Raw genomic sequence first — 15681 nt, forward strand, 5'->3', positions numbered from 1 at the left:
GGATGAGGACGCGCATATGGACACTGCCAGCTACCTGAGGCGGATCGGATGCCGTGCCGTGCCGGGAACTCCGGTGCGGGCGCTGCGGGAACTGCACCGGCGGCACCTGATGTCGGTGCCGTTCGAGAACCTGGATGTTCTGCACCGCATACCACTTGGTGACAGCAGCGCTTCGTTGCTGGACAAGGTGGTTTCCCGCTCGCGTGGTGGGTTGTGCTTCGAGCTGAACCGGACGTTCGACTGGCTGCTCACCGAGTTGGGGTTCCGGGTCACGCTGATCGGCGCCGAGATCGCCGATGGGGACGGGTACTTCCCGGACATCCACCACCCGGTGCTGCTGGTCGAGGCGGGTCCGCGGACCTGGCTGGCCGATGTCGGATGGGGTCCGATCTCCTTTCCGGAGCCGCTGCGGCTGGACGACGCGGCGCCGCAACGTCAGTCCGGAGTGGACTTCCGGGTCACCGACGACGGCGGCAATCCCCTGGTGTCCCACCGGGTCGGCCGGGGCGCCTGGCAGCGGATGTTCCGACTGCTCCCGACCCCGCGCCGGTGGCCGGACTTCGACCACGTGCGTGCCTTCCACCAGACCTCACCCGAGTCGCCGTACACCCGAAAGCTGGTGTGCTACAAAGCGATCGGCGTCGGCGAGCACGCGCTGCTCGCCGGCAGGCGGTTGACCGTGGTGCGCAACGGCGCGACCACCGAGACCGAACTCGACGACGACCGCGACCACGACACCGCACTCACCTGGATCCTGCACGGCTGGGGGCAACCGCAAATGTTCGCTCTCAACCGGAAGGAACGCCATGTCGCAGCGGCCGCAGCACGCCACACCCGTACCTGAGGAGGTCGGCCGGCTCTACGACCGGTTCACCGAGATCGGCGCCACGATGCTCGGCGACAACCTGCACTTCGGATACTGGGACCTCGAGGACGGTGACGTGCCGCTGAACGAAGCGGCCGACCGGCTCACCGACATGGTCGCCGACCGGCTGCGGGTCGGCCCGGGCAAGCAGGTGCTCGACGTCGGCTGCGGGGTCGGCGGACCGGCCGCGCGGATCGCCACCCGCACCGGCGCGCAGGTCACCGGGATCGCGATCAGCCGGGAGCAGATCAAGCGGGCCACCGCGCTGGCCGAGGCCTCCGGGCTGGCCGGCCGGCTGCGGTTCCAACACGCCAACGCGATGGAGCTGCCGTTCGATGCGGAGTCCTTCGACGGCGCCTACCTGCTGGAGTCGATCATCCACATGCCGGATCGGGAGCAGGTGCTCGCCGGCGTGGCCAAGGCACTGCGGCCGGGCAGCCGGGTGGTGCTGACCGACTTCTTCGAGCGCACACCGATCCCCGACGCCGAGCGCCCGGCGGTGGACCGCTACTGCCGCGACTTCATGATGACCCTGGCCGACCTGGACGGATATCCGGCCATGCTGCGCCGGGCCGGCCTGCGCCCGGTGGAGCTGCTCGACTTCACCGAGCACAGCGTGCGGCAGACGTTCGTCCAGGAGGCCGCCATGATCGACGACTCCCGGCCGGACCTGACCGGCGAGTTCGGCGACGGCATGGTGGACACCTTCAACCCGGCCGACATGATCGACGTGACCAGCATGGGCGAGCTGCTCGTGGTCGCCGAACGCCCTGAGTGAAGCGAGCCGGATGCTGGTCCGGTCACGGGCAGCACCTCGCAAGCTCGGAGCTGCTCTGCCCCGTCGCCTCGCAAGCTCGGCGGCGGGGCGGTGCTCGATGGTTCGCTCGCAGGCTCGCTCACGCCGCGCGGGAGCGGACCAGCATCGGCACCGCCATGGGATGGCGCAGCACCATGTCCGGGTTGGCGGCGACCAGGTCGGCCTCCTCGCCCTCGCCCCAGACGGCGGCCGCGGCGCGCACCCCGGCGGACTGGGCGCTGCGCATGTCGGTCACCGCGTCGCCGACCATCACCGCCGCGCTGGCCGGCACGGCGAGCACGGCCAGCGCCCGCTCGACGATGTCCGGCGCCGGCTTGGGCCTGCGCACCTCGTCGCTGCCGATCACCGCGTCGAACCGGCGGAGCAGGCCGAGCTGGCCGAGCAGCGACCGGGCCCGCGGGCCGCTCTTGCCGGTGGCGACCGCGGTCGGAACGCCGAGCGTGCGCAGCAACCCGAGCATGGCCGGGACGCCGTCGTAGATCCGCACCTGATGGGCCAGGCGCTGGCTCTCCCGGACGAACGGCTCCTCCATCTCGGCCGGCAGGCCCATGATCCGCATGATGTCCGGGAAGTACCGCCCGAGATGCCGCCGGTAGTCCTCGAACGGCGGCCGATCGCCGCCGACCACCTCGGCGTAGGCCGTCTCGAATGCCTGGCGCATCACGGCGAAGCTGTCCACAAGCACGCCGTCCAGGTCGAAGATCACCGCGGTGATCGGGCTCGGCGGGGTCATGGCGTTTCCTCACTGACGTAGTCGGTGGGCAGCGAGATCGGGGCCCAGGCGCCGTCGTGCGAGGCCACCTTGGTGAAGTGGCCGCACAACCGGTGCAGCACCGGGCCGATCGACCGGTACGGGTGCCAGCGCTCCCGGTCCAGCCCGGCCCACCGCCGCATGGCGTCCAGCAGCAGCGGGTCGTACGGCACCCACACCCCGTCGGTCCGGAACTCGGCCCAGCAGTGCGGGGTTGAGTACGGCTTGACCACGAGCAGCCCGAACGCGAACCGCACCTGCAATCCGCGCCGCTCGCCTTCCCGCACCAGCCAGTCCGCGACGCTGCCGCAGTCGGCGATCCGGGCCCGCATGGTGAACTCGTGGTCCCACCGGATGGCCTCGGGCAGCAGGAAGAAGTCCAGATCGGCCACCTCGTCGGCCAGCTCGCGCGCGGCCTGCGCCAGCTCCGGCCAGGCGCTGGTGAGCCGGATGTCGTAGTGCGCCACCGGATCCCGGCCGTCCGGCAGGGCGGTGACCGGCTCCCGGTGGCCGTTCTCGCGCAGCAGCTGGAACTGGCACGGCCCGTCGTGCGGCGGCACCGGGCAGCGCGGCAGCACGCCGACCCGCACCGCGGGATCGGCCAGCTCGCTGTTGCGGTTCAGGCTGTTCGCCCAGGACCGCATGGTCATCCGGCGCACCGACACCAGGCCGAGGTGCAGGGCCAGGTTGCCGAGGTCGTAGTCGTCGAACAGCCGGTGCTCGCCGGTGCCGACGTGCGGCAGCCCCTCGGCCACCAGCACGTCGGCAAGCTCCGGGGTGATCCGGTGGTGCGACTTGGCCAGCCGCTGCGGCACGGTGAACCGGCGCATGTGCATCGGCACCCGGTGCACCAGCCGCATCAGCCGGGGCAGCGCCTCGAGGTCCACTGCGGACGTCATTCGATGTACCCCAGCGCCTGCAGCCGTTCGGAGACCAGCCGCTCCTCCGACTCGTCGTACACCGTGCCCTTCCTGGCGTTCTGCTCCGCCTTCTTGTCGCCGTACGGTTCGTGGTCGGCGAGGGCAGGCATCACCTCGGTGGCGAACAGCCGGGTGGACGCCTCGACCTCGGCCTCGCTCATCATGCCGAAGGTGAACTCGCCGAGCAGGGTGTTGAACACGCCCTCGTCGGCGGCGGCCCGGATCCGGTCGGCCACCGTCTCCGGTGAGCCGACGAAGATGAGGTTGTTGTCCAGCAGGAAGTTGATGTCGCCGGCGTTGGCCAGGATGTCCGCGGTGGACAGCTCGCCGTTGCCGGTCTCCGGTGCCGGCGTTCCCTTGCCGTACAACAGGGTCTTGGTCAACGTGTGGATCAGGTGCGGCGCGGCGCGGCTGATCGCCTCCTCATCGCTCTCCCCGACGTGCACCAGGGTCCAGTAGCCGATGTTCGGCACGCCCGGGTGTCCGGCCGCCTTCCACCAGTCCACGTAGTGCCGGTACACGACCTCCAACGCCTTGCGCGGCACGATCATCGTCGACGAGGTGTGCGCGCCGATCTCGGCCAGCCAGCGCAGCGTGCGGCGGTCCCTGGTCGGAATCCACAGGGGAGGGTGCGGCCGCTGCACCGGCGCGAAGGACATGGACACGTCGGAGTACTCGTGGAACGGCCCGGTGAAGCCGAACGAGTCGTCGTCGGTGCCGTAGGCCGCGCGCAGCAGGTCGACGCACTCCTTGGCGCGCTCCTTGCGTTCCTCGAACTTCGCGCCGAACGGGCCGAAGTACGTCGGCGCCACCCCGGAGGCGATGCCGACCTCCAGCCGGCCGTTCAGCACCTGGTCCAGCGCGGCGATCTCCTCGACGATCGCGATCGGGTTGTGCAGGGCCGGGACGTAGCCCATCGGGCCCACCCGGATCCGGTCGGTGCGCGCCGCCGCGCCGGTGCAGAACATCGCCGGCGAGGACATCCAGCTCTCCGACGGCGAGAAGTGGTGCTCCACCGAGAACGCGTAGTCGAACCCGACCTCGTCGGCGAGCTCGATCTCGCGCCACAGCTCCTCGTAGCGCTGCGCCGGCGTGGCGCCGGGACGTCCCCAGACATGCGAGAAGTAGCCGAACTTCATCCTGCCGCTCCTGTCATCGTGTGATCGAGAATCGGAACCGTCGGCCGGCTGGCCAGCACGGTGGCCAGCCGCACCACCTGCTCCAGCCACCGGCCCCGGCCGGCCAGCCACACCCCGCCGAGCTGGGCCCCGTGCGCGCGCAGAACCGACTCCATCCGGTGCAGCCGCGGCGCGGCCCGCCGGCCGGAGCCGCAGCCGAGCACCCAGGCGGGCCGGTGCCCGGCGGTGGCCGTCAGGTAGCGGCCGAGCCGCTTCGCGGGTGCCGGCGGGGTGAGCAACGCCAGCCGGCCCGGCGTCCGCGCGGGGTTGAGCCGGCCGCACAGCCGGGCCAGTTCGTCGGCCCGGATGCCCGGCCGCAGCCGAAGTACCACCGGGTTGACCAGCTCACCAACCCGCCGGCTGTCCGGCCGGTCGGCCACCGGCCGGCAGAGCACCCCGGGGCTGAGCAGCCCGTAGGCGGCACCCTCGGCCCGGCTCTCCCGGATCAGCCGCGGATGCGCGCTGGTCGACGCCGGCCAGGCCAGGTACCGGTCCGCGCTGAGCACCTTGGCCACCTCGGCCGGGTCGCCGCCGTAGGCCGTGGCGAACGCCCACGCCTTGGTCATCCGGTCCAGGAAGGCGGCCTCCGCCGCGTCGAACCGGGGCGCCAGGGACAGCTGGGACAGCCACCGGTCGGCCTGGCCGATCGGGCCGCGGGCGGCCGATTCCCGGTAGCCGGTCAGCCATTCCAGCTGCGCCGCCCGGTCCCGCGCCTCGCCCGGATCCCGGGTCACGTCCGGCACCGGAAGCACCGTGGACACCGGTTTCCCGGTGGCATAGGCGAAGGTGAACGCGGCCAGCGTGGCCAGCTGGGCGGTGGCCGCCGCGGCGGCCGGGGTCGGCTCGGACAACTCGGTGCACAGCAACAGGGTCCGGCCCCCGGCGGCGGCGTCGACCGCGGTGCGCAATCGGCGCACCCGATCCGGCGTGGTCGCCACGGCCAGCGTGCGGCCGCGCCGCACCGGCTCCATCGCGGTCACCCCGGCACCGGCCCGGCGGTGACCGCGCCGGCCGAAGCGTAGATCCGCTCGATCAGGTCGACGATCCGCACCGACTCGGCGGTGGCCGCGCCGGGCTGGTTGGGATCGGCCAGCAGGGTCGGCAGGAGATCGAGCTGGCGGCGGTACTCGGCGCCCACCGGCTCGTCCGGCACCTCGATCTGCTCGGTCCGGCCGGCGCGCAGCACCCGCAGCGACGACCCGCCGGTCCGGTTCGGGCTCAACCCGAACGTGCAGAGCAGCTCGGCCCGGCCGTCCGCGCCCTCGAGGGTGATCCGGGTGTGGTCGGCCTCGGCGTGCGAGGCCCACGCGGTGGACAGGGTGAAGAACACGCCGGTCTCGGTGCGGAAGCTGGCCTGTGCGGTGTCCTCGACGTCGACCCCGCCGGTGCCGCCGGCCGGATGCCAGCCGGACTCGAAACCGTTGCGGCCGACGAAGTCCGCGGACACCGAGCCGACCACGTCGGTCACCGGCGGCCAGCCGATCATGCGCAGGCCGATGGTGATCAGGTGCCAGCCCAGGTCGAACAGCGCGCCGCCACCGGCCTGGTCGCCGCTGGTCAGCCAGCCGCCTGCACCGGGCACCCCGCGCGCCCTGATCCAGGCCAGGTCGACCGTCCGAAGTGGACCGAGCTGGTCCAGCTGAGCGCGCAGCGCCTTGACGTCGGCCCGGTGCCAGGCCGAGGTGCCGGCCAGCACCCGGGCGCCGCCGGCCCGCTCGGCCTCGACCAGCTCCGCGCCCTGCGCCGAGGTCAGGCACACCGGCTTCTCGACGAACACCGCGATGCCCCGGCGGAGCAGCGTGGCGGCCGTCGAGGCGTGCAGGTGGTTGGGCGTGGCCACCACGGCCAGATCCACCTCGGCCGGGTCCAGATCATCCACTGTGGACAATGTGCGGGCGGCGGCGAACAGCTCGGTGGCCCTGGCCACCGCGGCCGGGTCCGGGTCGAGCACCCCGATCACCTCGAACCCGGGGTGATCGGCCAGCATCGGCGCCCAGATGTCGGTGAACACCCAGCCGAGGCCGATCATCGCGACTCGGATCGGTTGAGTAGCAGTGGACATGTCTCTAGAACCTCGCTCCTCCATGGACAAGTACCGTGGAACCGTTGACGTAGCTGGCGGCCGGCGTGCACAGGAACGACACCACCGAGGCGACCTCGTCCGGCTCGCCGAACCGGCCGGCGCCGATGAACCGCAGCACCAACTCCTGCTCGCTGGAGCTGTGGAAGTCCAGGTCGTCGGCCCGGATCGCGCCGGGGGCCACGGCGTTGATGGTGATGTCCCGGCCGGACACCTCCCCGGCGGCCGAGGACGCCCAGGCGTGCAGCGCCGCCTTCGTGCCGGCGTACACGCTGTGCCCGGACAGCCCGTTGGCGCCGGCCGTCGAGCCGAACACCACGATCCGGCCGTACCGGGCCCGCATCATCGGGCGCAGGCACGCCTTGGCCAGGCTCACCGCGCTGTGGAAGTTCGTGGCCATCAGCCCGGCGACGTCCTTCGGATCGGTCGCCATGGCCGGCTTGCGGGTACGCAGCCCGGCCACCGCGACGCAGATGTCCACCTTGCCGAACTCGTCGAGCGCGGCCCGCACCAACCGGTCCGGACCGTCCGGAGTGGACAGATCCATCTTGACCGGGACGCACTTGCCGCCCTCGGCGCTGATCTCCTCGGCCAGGGCGCGTGCCTTGGCCTCGTTGCTGTGGTAGTGGGCCAGCACGGACGCGCCGCACCGGGCCAGATCCCTGGCGCAGGCCGAGCCGATGTTGCCGGACGCGCCGGTGACGATGGCGACCCGGTCGGCGAGCCCGTACCGGTCCGCCAGGTGTTGCGTTGTGTCCATCAGTGCTCCTCGGTGGCGAGAATCAGACAGCATTCGGGCGGGGTGAGGCGGACCGTGCGGACCACCGAGCCACCCACCGCGGCCAGGCCGGCCAGCCAGCCGTCCAGCCGGGGCCAGGCGGTGCCGCCGTGGGTCAGCCAGTCCAGGCCCAACTCCGCGCCCGGCCCGCCGTCGGCCGGCAGGAACAGGTCGTCGACCAGCAGCACCCCGCCGGGCGCCAACCGGTCCAACAGCCAGGCCGGGTCGGCGGTCGGACCCGGGCCGTGCACGGCGTTGCTGACCACGCACGCGTCGAACACCCCGGCCGGCGCGTCCGAACCGACCGGCACCGCACCGTCCAGTTCGGACAGTGGCGCGCCGGCCAGCCGGCCGACCTGCAGCAGGTGGCAACCGGTCAGGTCGGGCCGGCGCTCGCGCAGCGCGGCCAGGTAGCGGCCGGGCCCCGCCGTCACCTCGAGAACCCGGCCGCGGGCGTGCCTGCCGAGCAGGCGCAGTCCCAACCTGGTGCGGGCCGCGGTGTGCGGGCCGTGCATGGCCGCGCCGTACCGGGCGAGCAGCCCGGGGTCCAGCTCGGCGGTCTCGAACGGCCGGTCCGGGATCCCGGTGCGGACCGCGTCGGCGATCGCCCGGGCGGACAGCCAACCCCCGGCCAGCTCCCGTTCCAACCCGAGCAGCTCGCCGAACCCGGCCACCGGCTCGTCCGGCTCCCCCTCACCCTCGACCGTGATGCCCAGATCGGTGGCGATGTCCAGGACCCAGCGCAGCGACTCGGCCGGCAGGTCCAGCTCGTCGGTCAACTCGTCGACGTCCGCGCCGCCGGCCAGCCGGTCAAGCGCGCCAAGCGAGCCGAGGGCGAACAGCAGCTCGGAGCGCCGGTAGGCGCGCATCGCGGCGGCCACGTCCGGGGCGGCGGCCAGCCGGTAGTGCCGGGCGCCGTGCGCCGGCTTGCCGGTCGCGGTGCGCTCCAGTTCCTGGCGCACCCGCACCTGGTCGGGCACCTTGTGCCCGGACAGCCGGTCCCTTGCGAAGTCCAACAGGTCGGTCTCGTCCAGCGCGCCGTCCGGCACGACCTCGGCGACCAGGGACTCCTCGTCGGCGAACCGGCCGCGCCCGGCCCGGACCCGGGCGTCGCGGACCTGGGGATGCTCGCGCAGCACCGACTCCACCTCGGCCGGCGCGACCCACCGGCCGCCCCGGCGCACCGCCCCGTGCCGACGGCCGAGCACCCGGACCCGGCCGTGCTCGTCGGCGTCGGCCAGGTCGCCGGTCGGCTGCCAGGAACCGGTGCCGATGGCCACCTCGAGCTGGCCGGGAGCCTCCCCGGTGATCCGGTACCGAACCCCGGGCATCGGATGCCCGACGCACCGCGGCGGCAAGTCGGACAGGCCGCAGAACAGCGCCCCGGTCTCGGTCGAGCCGTAGTTGCGGCCGGTGGAGATGCCGAGGGCGGACCGGAAGTCCTCCTCGAGCCGGTCGTCCACCGGGCCGGCGCCGACCATCGCCAGGCGCAGCTTGGGCGCCTCGATGGGCTTGCGCTTCCCGCGCAGCGTGAGCAGCCGGGCGGTGGTGGGCACCAGCGCCAGGATCGTGGCGCCGTCGGCCAGCTCGGCGGCCACCGCGGACAGTGCGGTGGGCGCCAGCGGAACCACCTGGGTTCCGGAGACCAGCGCCCCGGCCAGCCAGCCGAGCGCGTAGGCGTGCGTGAGCGGCAACGGCAGCACCAGCCGGTCGGCGCCGTCCAGGCCGGCCGCCTCCTGGTAGCGCAGCCCCTCGGCGAGCAGCGACTCCTCGTCGCGCAGCACCAGCTTCGGCAGCCCGGTGCTGCCCGACGTGGTCAGCAGGACGCCCCGGTCACCGGTCGGGCCGGGCTCGCCGGCCAGCCGGAACCCGCCGTCCAGGATCAGCTCGCGGCCCGCCCCGGCCTCGCCGAGCAGCCGGTCGACCTCCTTGCGCGGCGCGTCCGGGGCGATCAGCAGCGGCGTGGCCCCGGCGTGCAGCAGGCCGAGGAAGCCCACGACCCACTGCTCGCTGTTCGGCAGCCGGAACCCGACCGGCTCGCCCGGGCCGACCGCGAGGCCGGCGGAGAGCTCCTCGACCTCGGCGACCAGCTGCCCTGCGGTGCGCTCCCGGGTGACCTGCACGTCGCCGGGCAGCCGGGCGAGGCGGGTCAGCAGGGAGTCATGCGTTGCCACGGACATAGTCCTGCTTGGCGGTCTCGAGCATCCGCCGGATCGGCTCGGGCGAGTAGGTCGGCGCCGAGCACAGCTCGTCGAGCGTGATCTCGTCGTCGAAGTACATCGACAGCGTGTCCCACGGGGTGAAGCAGCCGTGGCAGGCGGACAGCCGGGGCCGGTCGGCGAGCAGCGCCTTGTACAGGCCGGTCTCGCCGACCTTCTCCAGCGTCTGGTCCCAGTCCTCCTCGAGCACCTTGCCCATGTCGCTGAACCAGATGTTCGGGCACGGGGTGACCACGCCGTCGCTGAACGTCGAGACGACCAGCCGCGGCAGGTGGCAGCGGAACGTGCGCTTGCCCTCCCGGTAGAAGCTCTGCAGCCGGTCGAAGTAGGCCCGCGGCGGTAGCACCTCGGCGAACTCGTCGTAGCGGTCGACGAACTCCTCGATGTAGTGCAACTGGTCCGGGCGCACCGCGAAGTTCTCGGCGTCCGGCCCGCGGACCGGGAACGGGAAGTACACCGGCGGATTCTTGAATTCCTTCAACCACCCGGCGAACTCCGCCATCTCCGAAACGCTGCGGTCGTTCAGCACGCTGTAGATCTCGCACGGAATACCCGAGTCGAGAATCATCGAGATCGACCGGATCACCTTTTCGTGCAGATCCGGCTTTTGCACCCGGTAGCTGTTCCCGGAGTGCAGGTGGCTGTCCAGCGACACCTGCAGCACCACGTTGCCGAACGAGCGCAGCCGCTCGAGATGATCCTCGTTGACCAGCACACCGTTGGTCTGCACGACGAGCACCTCGTGCTTGGGAGCCTCCTGTTCCAGGAAGTCCATGATGCCCTTGACCAGGAAGATCTCGCCGCCGGTCACCTTGAGCAGCGGGATGTCGAAGGTGGTGCGCAACCGGTCGGCGACGGTGTCCACCCGGTGCGCCAACTCGGTCCCGTCATCGTAGGTGTCCCTCTTCGGCGGGTCGAAGATGAGCTTGAGCCGGTGCCCTTCCTTCAGGTTGCTCTGTCCGGTGAGGCAGTACTCACAACTCAGGTTGCACGAATCCTCGTTAATGACCAGGTCATTTCCGAGCAGCGTGTTGATCATATTTCCTTCTTCCCGGCATGGGGATGCCTAGAAATCTTGCCCGGACACTCCACGTTAGGTACCCAAATGCGCCGGACGCAAGACGGGATAGACCGAAAAATCAGCCGTCAAAACCATTTCTGGCGCCGTTTTTCCAGAATCTCTCGGCGTGCAGCCACGGCGTCTGCTTCGCGTGCTCCAGTGCCCGGGCGCGCAGCGCCGCCTCGAACGAGGCGCGCGAGCCGAACAGCGCGCTCACCTGGCTGTGGTAGTGGCTGGCCGCCGCCACCCAGCCGGTGACGTCCACCTCGGCGTGCTCCGGACTCAGGCCCTCGTGGTCGGCCGGGCGCACCCGGTAGGAGAAGTCCTCGTAGTAGCACACCTGCGCGCCGCGCCCGGCGAGCAGCTTCGCCGCCGCGCGCACCACCCGGTGGTCGACATGCCGCCCGGCCGCCAGCGGCGCGTGCACCACCACATCCGGACCGAGCAGCCCGGCGACCGCGTCGGCCACCTCGCCGGGCAGCTCGGCGTCGCGCTCGTGCATCGTCCCGAACAGCCGCAGTGGGCTGCCGTACCTGGGCACGCCCCGGTCGCCGCGGACCGCGGCGTCCGGCAGCCCGAGGGAGACCCGGCGGGCGCCGGCGCAGGCCAGTGCGGCCGCGTCCTCGTGCCGCCGGGTCGCCGGCTCGGCCACCCGGCGCCACCGGTCGGCCGGCGAGTCGCCGTTGCCGTCGAACACCGTGACCACCGTTGGTGCCACGCCCGAGCCGGCCCAGCACCGGAGCCGGCCGCCAGACGACCAGACCGCGTCGTCCGGATGGGGCGAGAGCACCACGTGCCGCGTCTCGGTCACCGGCGACCACCTCGCACGGTCTCCCGGTCGGCGGCCCGGACCGAATCGACGTAGCGGTTCGCGTCGCCGTCCGGACCGAGCAGCCGGTCCAGATGGTGCACGGCCGGCACCGGATGCAGCCGGCGGAACCGGTCCAGGTTCACGTCGTGCTGCTCCCACCGGTCCGGCCGGCGGTGCGTGAGATGGATGCCGTGCGCCTGCACGGCGAACTCCCGGCGCACACCGCAGGCGTGCAGCCGGTAGCCCAGCTCCAGGTCCTCGCAGCCCCAGGTGGTGCCGAAGCCCTCGTCGAACCCGCCGGCCGTCCGCCAGGCCGCGGCCGGCAGGCCGACGTTCGCGCCGACCGAGCCCAGCCACGGCGCGACATCGGGCAGCCAACCCAGCGCCATCGCCTCGACCGTGCGCTCCAGCGCGTTGCCGAACAGCCGGTACCGACGCCCGGCCGAGCCGTCCAGCAGGGCGTCCCGGCGGGCTCGGATCTCGGTGTCGGACGCCCCGGCCAGCTCCACCACCAGGCGGTCGGCGGTGACCAGCTCACGCAGGGGACCGTGCACGAACCGGTCCGGGCCGGCCGCGGCCAGGTGTGCGGCCACGAAGTCCGGTCCGACCAGGATGTCGTCGTCGACGAACACCAGGTGCCCGGCCGTCGCGGCGGCGGCGCCCGCGTTGCGGGCCGCCGCCCGGCCCCGGCCCGGACCACCGACCACCCGCACCGGCAGGTCCGCCGCGGCGGCCACCCCCCGGGTGCCGTCCGTCGAGCCGTCGTCGACCAGCACCACCTCCACCGGTGGCGCGTCGCGCTGCTCGGCAAGGCAGGCCAGGGTCAGCCGCAGCCGGCCGGCCTTGTTCCTGGTCGGGATGACGATGGCCACCTCGGGCCGGTTGTCGGTCATAGCCGGGCCAACTCCTCGGTGAGAACGCCGGCGACGGCGTGCATCTGCTCCTCGGTGCCGAGCAGCACCCGGTGGTGCAGCCACACGCAGTCCCGGCTGATCGCGTCGGTGTTCGGGCAGCGCTCGGCCAGCTCGTCGACCGTGGTGTCCTCGGTCGCGCCGGCCCAGAAGCCGTCGGTGCGGTAGATGGCGCGGAACGCCACGAACGCCGGCAGGCCGCGGTCGACCAGCCGGTCGACCAGGCGGTTGCGCAGCTCCTCGGTGAGATCCGGCACCCGGAACATGGCCATGTAGTGCGGATTGCGGTCGCACCGGTCGTCCGAACCCTGCGGGCGCACGCCCGGGATCGCGGCGAGCAGCGGTCGCAGCACCGCCCAACGCGCCTCCCGGGTGCTCACCTGGTCCTCCAGCCGGGACAGTTGCGCGCGCAGCACGGCCGCGGCGAACTCACCGAGCCGCAGGTTCGATCCGGTGGTGGTGTGCTTGTACAGCCGGTCCTCGGCGGGGCGGCCGCAGCTGTGCCGCAGGTAGGCCTCGCGGTGCAGTTCGTCGTCGTCGAACAGCAGGGCACCGCCCTCGCCCGCGGTCATCAGCTTGCCGTTCTGGAAGCTGAACGCGGCCACCGAGCCCAGCTCGCCGACCCGGCGGCCGCGCCAGCGGGCGGCATGCGCGTGTGCGGCGTCCTGCAGGATCCGGGCGCCGGCGTCGGCGGCCAGCTTGTCCATCGCGTCCATGTCGGCCAGTTGGCCGGCCATGTGCACCGGCATGATCGCCCTGGTCCGGGCGGTCACCGCGGCGGCCGCGGCCGCCGGGTCGATGCAGTAGGTGTCCGGGTCCACGTCCACCGGTACCGGCACGCCGCCGAGCGCCTGCACCGCCAGCGAGGAGGACAGGAAGGTGAACGCGGGCACCAGCACCTCGTCGCCGGGCGCAAGGCCGAGCACGTCGAGGCCGAGCTGCAGCGCCTGGGTGCCGTTGGTGACCGCGAGCGCGTGCTTCGCGCCGTGCGCCGCGGCGAACTCCGCCTCGAACGCACGCACCTCCGCGCCGCCGATCCGCCACCACTGACCCTGATCCAGGGCCCGGACCAGCGCCGCCCGTTCGGTATCGTCGAACTGCGGCCATGCCGGAAACTCCATGCTCATGTGGGCCCCTCATTTCTGGAATCGTTCGGTAACGCAATACCCAGTTTGTGTCGGGTAATGCGGGTGCGTCGAGTGCGCCATTGAAGAATGGCTGGAGCGTCATTGACAGCGGTATCGGGCGGCGCGAAGGCTGTGGTGACATGGAGATATCTCTCGCCCTGCCGAACATGATTCCGGGAGCGTCCGGTGCCGCGCTGCTCGACTGGGCCCGGGCCGCGGAGGAGCGTGGTTTCGCCGGGCTGGCCGCGACCGAGCGACTGGTCTATCCCGGTTACGACCCGCTGGTCGCGTTGGCCGCGGCGGCGGGGGTGACCGAGCGGATCCGGCTGATGACGAACGTGCTCATCGCGCCGCTGCGCAGCGATGCGGAACTGGCCAAGCAGACCGCCGGGTTGGACCAGCTGTGCGGCGGGCGGCTGGTGCTCGGGCTCGCGCCGGGGGTGCGCGCGGACGACTTCGCGGTGGCCGGGCGGTCGTTCGACGACCGGGTGGACCGGTTCAACGCTTCGCTGCGCGCGTTGCACGAGTTGTGGGCCGGGAAGGTGCCGCCCGGGTGCGACCGGGCGGTCGGGCCTTCGCCGGTGTCCGACGACCGGATTCCGCTGCTCATCGGCGGTATCACGGCGGCGGCGGCGCGCCGGGTGGCCCGCTGGGCGCAGGGTTGGACCGCGCCGGGACTCTCCGCGGCGCAGACGGTGCGGGCGGCCGAACGGGTCCGTGCGGCGTGGTCCTCGGCCGGCCGCACGGGTGCGCCGCGGATCGTGATGCTGCAGCGGTTCGCGCTCGGATCGGACGCGGCCGAGCCGGCGGCGGCGTTCGTGCGGGACTACTTCGCGGTGCTCGGGGACGCGGCCGAGGACTTCGTGACCGCCACCCCTCGGTCGGCTTCGGCGATCCGCTCGGTGCTCGCCGAGTACGCCGACTGCGGCGTGGACGAGGTGGTGTTCCACCCGACCGTGGCCGACCCGGTCCAGGTGCACCGCCTTGCCGACGTGACGCTGTGAACCGATATTTCAAACCGGATTGGTAATTTCGAATTATGGTCGTGGAACTCACCGATGACCTCGCCCAGGCCACCGCGGATCTGGACGAGTACGGATACTGCCTGCTGACCTGCCCGATTCCCGAGGACGAACTGCACGCCGTGCAGAAACGTCTGGCCGAAGTCATGCAGCAGGAGCGCGACGACGGCACCGCGTTCCTCTACGAGAACGACAACCAGCGGGTGTTCAGCCTGCTGAACAAGGGCACCGAGTTCGCCGACCTCGTGGCGAACGGGGCGGTGTTCCGGGTGATGGAGCACCTGCTCGGCTACAACTTCATGCTGTCGAGCACGCACGCCAACGTGGCCGGTCCCGGTGGCGCGTCGATGAACCTGCACGCCGACCAGACCTTCGCCCGCCCGCCGTGGCCGCCGTACGCCCTGGTAGCCAACAGCATGTGGATGCTCGACGAGTTCACCGACGCCAACGGCGCCACCCGCATCGTCCCCGGCAGCCACCGGTGGAACCGCCAACCCGACTACCTCTCCGGCGAAGGCAACACCGAGACCGTCCCCGTCTGCGGCCCCGCCGGTTCCGTGATGGTGTTCGACGGCCGCCTCTGGCACCAGACCGGCCAGAACACCACCGGGGGTGAATATCGTCGCGGCATCCTCAACTACTACTGCCGCGGCTACATCCGCCAGCAGCAGAACTTCTTCGTCGGCCTCGACCAGGCCGTGCTCGACCGCGCCACCCCCCGCATGCGCCGCCTGCTCGGCTGGGAGAACTACCTCTCCCTCGGCATGCTGGACGGCCTCCCGTGACCGAGTCCCCCGAGAAGGCGGTCATCCACCTAGCCTGCCTCCTCGACGCCCCCACTCCCGCCCTCACCGACTGGGCGGCCTTGACCGCCCCCCAGATAGCCCTGCACCCCCTTCCCCCCGACGCCCCCAACCCCCCCGGCCCAGCCCCCTACGCCCTCCTGGCCACCGGCCCCCTCGCCCCCGCCGCCTTCGACCTCGCCACCGCCTGGTCCACCGCCGCCCACGCCCCCACCCGCCTCGTGGTCTGCGACTCCCCACCCCCACCCGCCGCCGCCCCCCTCCCCTGCCCCATCATCGCCTTCGCCTCCCCCACCCTCGCCACCGAGATGTCCGCCTGGCGCCCCCTCACCACCAACA

The 15681-nt window shown here is 72.2% G+C and carries 15 protein-coding genes and 1 pseudogene; 5 read left to right on the plus strand and 11 right to left on the minus strand.

What is annotated here, in order from left to right:
- Positions 1-16: 16 nt before the first annotated feature.
- Positions 17-844 (plus strand): arylamine N-acetyltransferase family protein, encoded by an 828-nt coding sequence (locus VFV67_RS23160; RefSeq protein WP_326472720.1) that lies wholly within the window; start codon positions 17-19, stop codon positions 842-844.
- The gene (locus VFV67_RS23165; protein WP_326472721.1) at positions 807-1643 is read left to right on the plus strand and encodes an SAM-dependent methyltransferase; all 837 of its coding nucleotides are present in this window, start codon (positions 807-809) and stop codon (positions 1641-1643) included. Before VFV67_RS23160 ends, VFV67_RS23165 begins: the two co-directional genes overlap by 38 nt.
- 118 nt (positions 1644-1761) lie before the next feature.
- Here VFV67_RS23165 and VFV67_RS23170 read toward each other — a convergent pair whose 3' ends face one another.
- The 11 genes from VFV67_RS23170 to VFV67_RS23220 all read right to left on the minus strand — a co-directional run bounded on the left by VFV67_RS23170 (position 1762) and on the right by VFV67_RS23220 (position 13517).
- Positions 1762-2415, minus strand: a complete 654-nt coding sequence (locus VFV67_RS23170; protein ID WP_326472722.1) for an HAD-IA family hydrolase — start codon at positions 2413-2415, stop codon at positions 1762-1764.
- Positions 2412-3332 (minus strand): transglutaminase domain-containing protein, encoded by a 921-nt coding sequence (locus tag VFV67_RS23175; protein WP_326472723.1) that lies wholly within the window; start codon positions 3330-3332, stop codon positions 2412-2414. The genes VFV67_RS23170 and VFV67_RS23175 overlap by 4 nt, the downstream gene beginning before the upstream one ends.
- A complete protein-coding gene (locus VFV67_RS23180; protein ID WP_326472724.1) occupies positions 3329-4492 on the minus strand; it encodes an LLM class flavin-dependent oxidoreductase in 1164 nt (387 codons plus the stop codon). The genes VFV67_RS23175 and VFV67_RS23180 overlap by 4 nt, the downstream gene beginning before the upstream one ends.
- Positions 4489-5511 (minus strand): hypothetical protein, encoded by a 1023-nt coding sequence (locus VFV67_RS23185; protein ID WP_326472725.1) that lies wholly within the window; start codon positions 5509-5511, stop codon positions 4489-4491. The genes VFV67_RS23180 and VFV67_RS23185 overlap by 4 nt, the downstream gene beginning before the upstream one ends.
- Positions 5508-6593, minus strand: coding sequence for a Gfo/Idh/MocA family oxidoreductase (locus VFV67_RS23190; RefSeq protein WP_326472726.1), 1086 nt, complete (start codon positions 6591-6593; stop codon positions 5508-5510). The genes VFV67_RS23185 and VFV67_RS23190 overlap by 4 nt, the downstream gene beginning before the upstream one ends.
- Before the next feature lie 4 nt (positions 6594-6597).
- Entirely contained in the window at positions 6598-7371 is a 774-nt protein-coding gene (locus VFV67_RS23195) for an SDR family NAD(P)-dependent oxidoreductase (protein ID WP_326472727.1), read from the minus strand.
- Positions 7371-9563: an AMP-binding protein gene (locus tag VFV67_RS23200; RefSeq protein ID WP_326472728.1), complete on the minus strand. Its 2193-nt coding sequence runs from the start codon at positions 9561-9563 to the stop codon at positions 7371-7373. The genes VFV67_RS23195 and VFV67_RS23200 overlap by 1 nt, the downstream gene beginning before the upstream one ends.
- Positions 9550-10647 carry a radical SAM protein gene (locus VFV67_RS23205; protein ID WP_326472729.1) on the minus strand — a complete coding sequence of 366 codons (1098 nt, stop codon included), beginning with the start codon at positions 10645-10647 and terminating at the stop codon, positions 9550-9552. Before VFV67_RS23205 ends, VFV67_RS23200 begins: the two co-directional genes overlap by 14 nt.
- A gap of 100 nt (positions 10648-10747) precedes the next feature.
- A complete protein-coding gene (locus VFV67_RS23210) occupies positions 10748-11479 on the minus strand; it encodes a PIG-L deacetylase family protein (RefSeq protein ID WP_326472730.1) in 732 nt (243 codons plus the stop codon).
- Positions 11476-12372: a glycosyltransferase family 2 protein gene (locus VFV67_RS23215; RefSeq protein WP_326472731.1), complete on the minus strand. Its 897-nt coding sequence runs from the start codon at positions 12370-12372 to the stop codon at positions 11476-11478. The genes VFV67_RS23210 and VFV67_RS23215 overlap by 4 nt, the downstream gene beginning before the upstream one ends.
- A complete protein-coding gene (locus VFV67_RS23220) occupies positions 12369-13517 on the minus strand; it encodes an aminotransferase class I/II-fold pyridoxal phosphate-dependent enzyme (RefSeq protein WP_326472732.1) in 1149 nt (382 codons plus the stop codon). Before VFV67_RS23220 ends, VFV67_RS23215 begins: the two co-directional genes overlap by 4 nt.
- Positions 13518-13657: 140 nt before the next feature.
- Between VFV67_RS23220 and VFV67_RS23225 the strand changes: the two genes are divergently transcribed.
- The 3 genes and pseudogenes from VFV67_RS23225 to VFV67_RS23235 all read left to right on the plus strand — a co-directional run.
- Positions 13658-14521, plus strand: coding sequence for an LLM class flavin-dependent oxidoreductase (locus VFV67_RS23225; RefSeq protein ID WP_326472733.1), 864 nt, complete (start codon positions 13658-13660; stop codon positions 14519-14521).
- 41 nt (positions 14522-14562) lie between these two features.
- Positions 14563-15324: a phytanoyl-CoA dioxygenase family protein gene (locus VFV67_RS23230; protein WP_326472734.1), complete on the plus strand. Its 762-nt coding sequence runs from the start codon at positions 14563-14565 to the stop codon at positions 15322-15324.
- A pseudogene (locus VFV67_RS23235) lies at positions 15321-15681 on the plus strand (hypothetical protein); the annotation flags it as partial. The gene VFV67_RS23230 and the pseudogene VFV67_RS23235, both read left to right, overlap by 4 nt.

It is taken from the genome of Actinophytocola sp., from assembly GCF_035762905.1.
Lineage (GTDB): Bacteria > Actinomycetota > Actinomycetes > Mycobacteriales > Pseudonocardiaceae > DASYTH01.

Bases quoted from the DNA above. Each gene is read 5' to 3' on its own strand.
- VFV67_RS23160 (WP_326472720.1), top strand. From the start codon at position 17: ATGGACACTGCCAGCTACCTGAGGCGGATCGGATGCCGTGCCGTGCCG.
- VFV67_RS23165 (WP_326472721.1), top strand. From the start codon at position 807: ATGTCGCAGCGGCCGCAGCACGCCACACCCGTACCTGAGGAGGTCGGC.
- VFV67_RS23170 (WP_326472722.1), bottom strand. From the start codon at position 2,415: ATGACCCCGCCGAGCCCGATCACCGCGGTGATCTTCGACCTGGACGGC.
- VFV67_RS23175 (WP_326472723.1), bottom strand. From the start codon at position 3,332: ATGACGTCCGCAGTGGACCTCGAGGCGCTGCCCCGGCTGATGCGGCTG.
- VFV67_RS23180 (WP_326472724.1), bottom strand. From the start codon at position 4,492: ATGAAGTTCGGCTACTTCTCGCATGTCTGGGGACGTCCCGGCGCCACG.
- VFV67_RS23190 (WP_326472726.1), bottom strand. From the start codon at position 6,593: ATGTCCACTGCTACTCAACCGATCCGAGTCGCGATGATCGGCCTCGGC.
- VFV67_RS23195 (WP_326472727.1), bottom strand. From the start codon at position 7,371: ATGGACACAACGCAACACCTGGCGGACCGGTACGGGCTCGCCGACCGG.
- VFV67_RS23205 (WP_326472729.1), bottom strand. From the start codon at position 10,647: ATGATCAACACGCTGCTCGGAAATGACCTGGTCATTAACGAGGATTCG.
- VFV67_RS23215 (WP_326472731.1), bottom strand. From the start codon at position 12,372: ATGACCGACAACCGGCCCGAGGTGGCCATCGTCATCCCGACCAGGAAC.
- VFV67_RS23220 (WP_326472732.1), bottom strand. From the start codon at position 13,517: ATGAGCATGGAGTTTCCGGCATGGCCGCAGTTCGACGATACCGAACGG.
- VFV67_RS23225 (WP_326472733.1), top strand. From the start codon at position 13,658: ATGGAGATATCTCTCGCCCTGCCGAACATGATTCCGGGAGCGTCCGGT.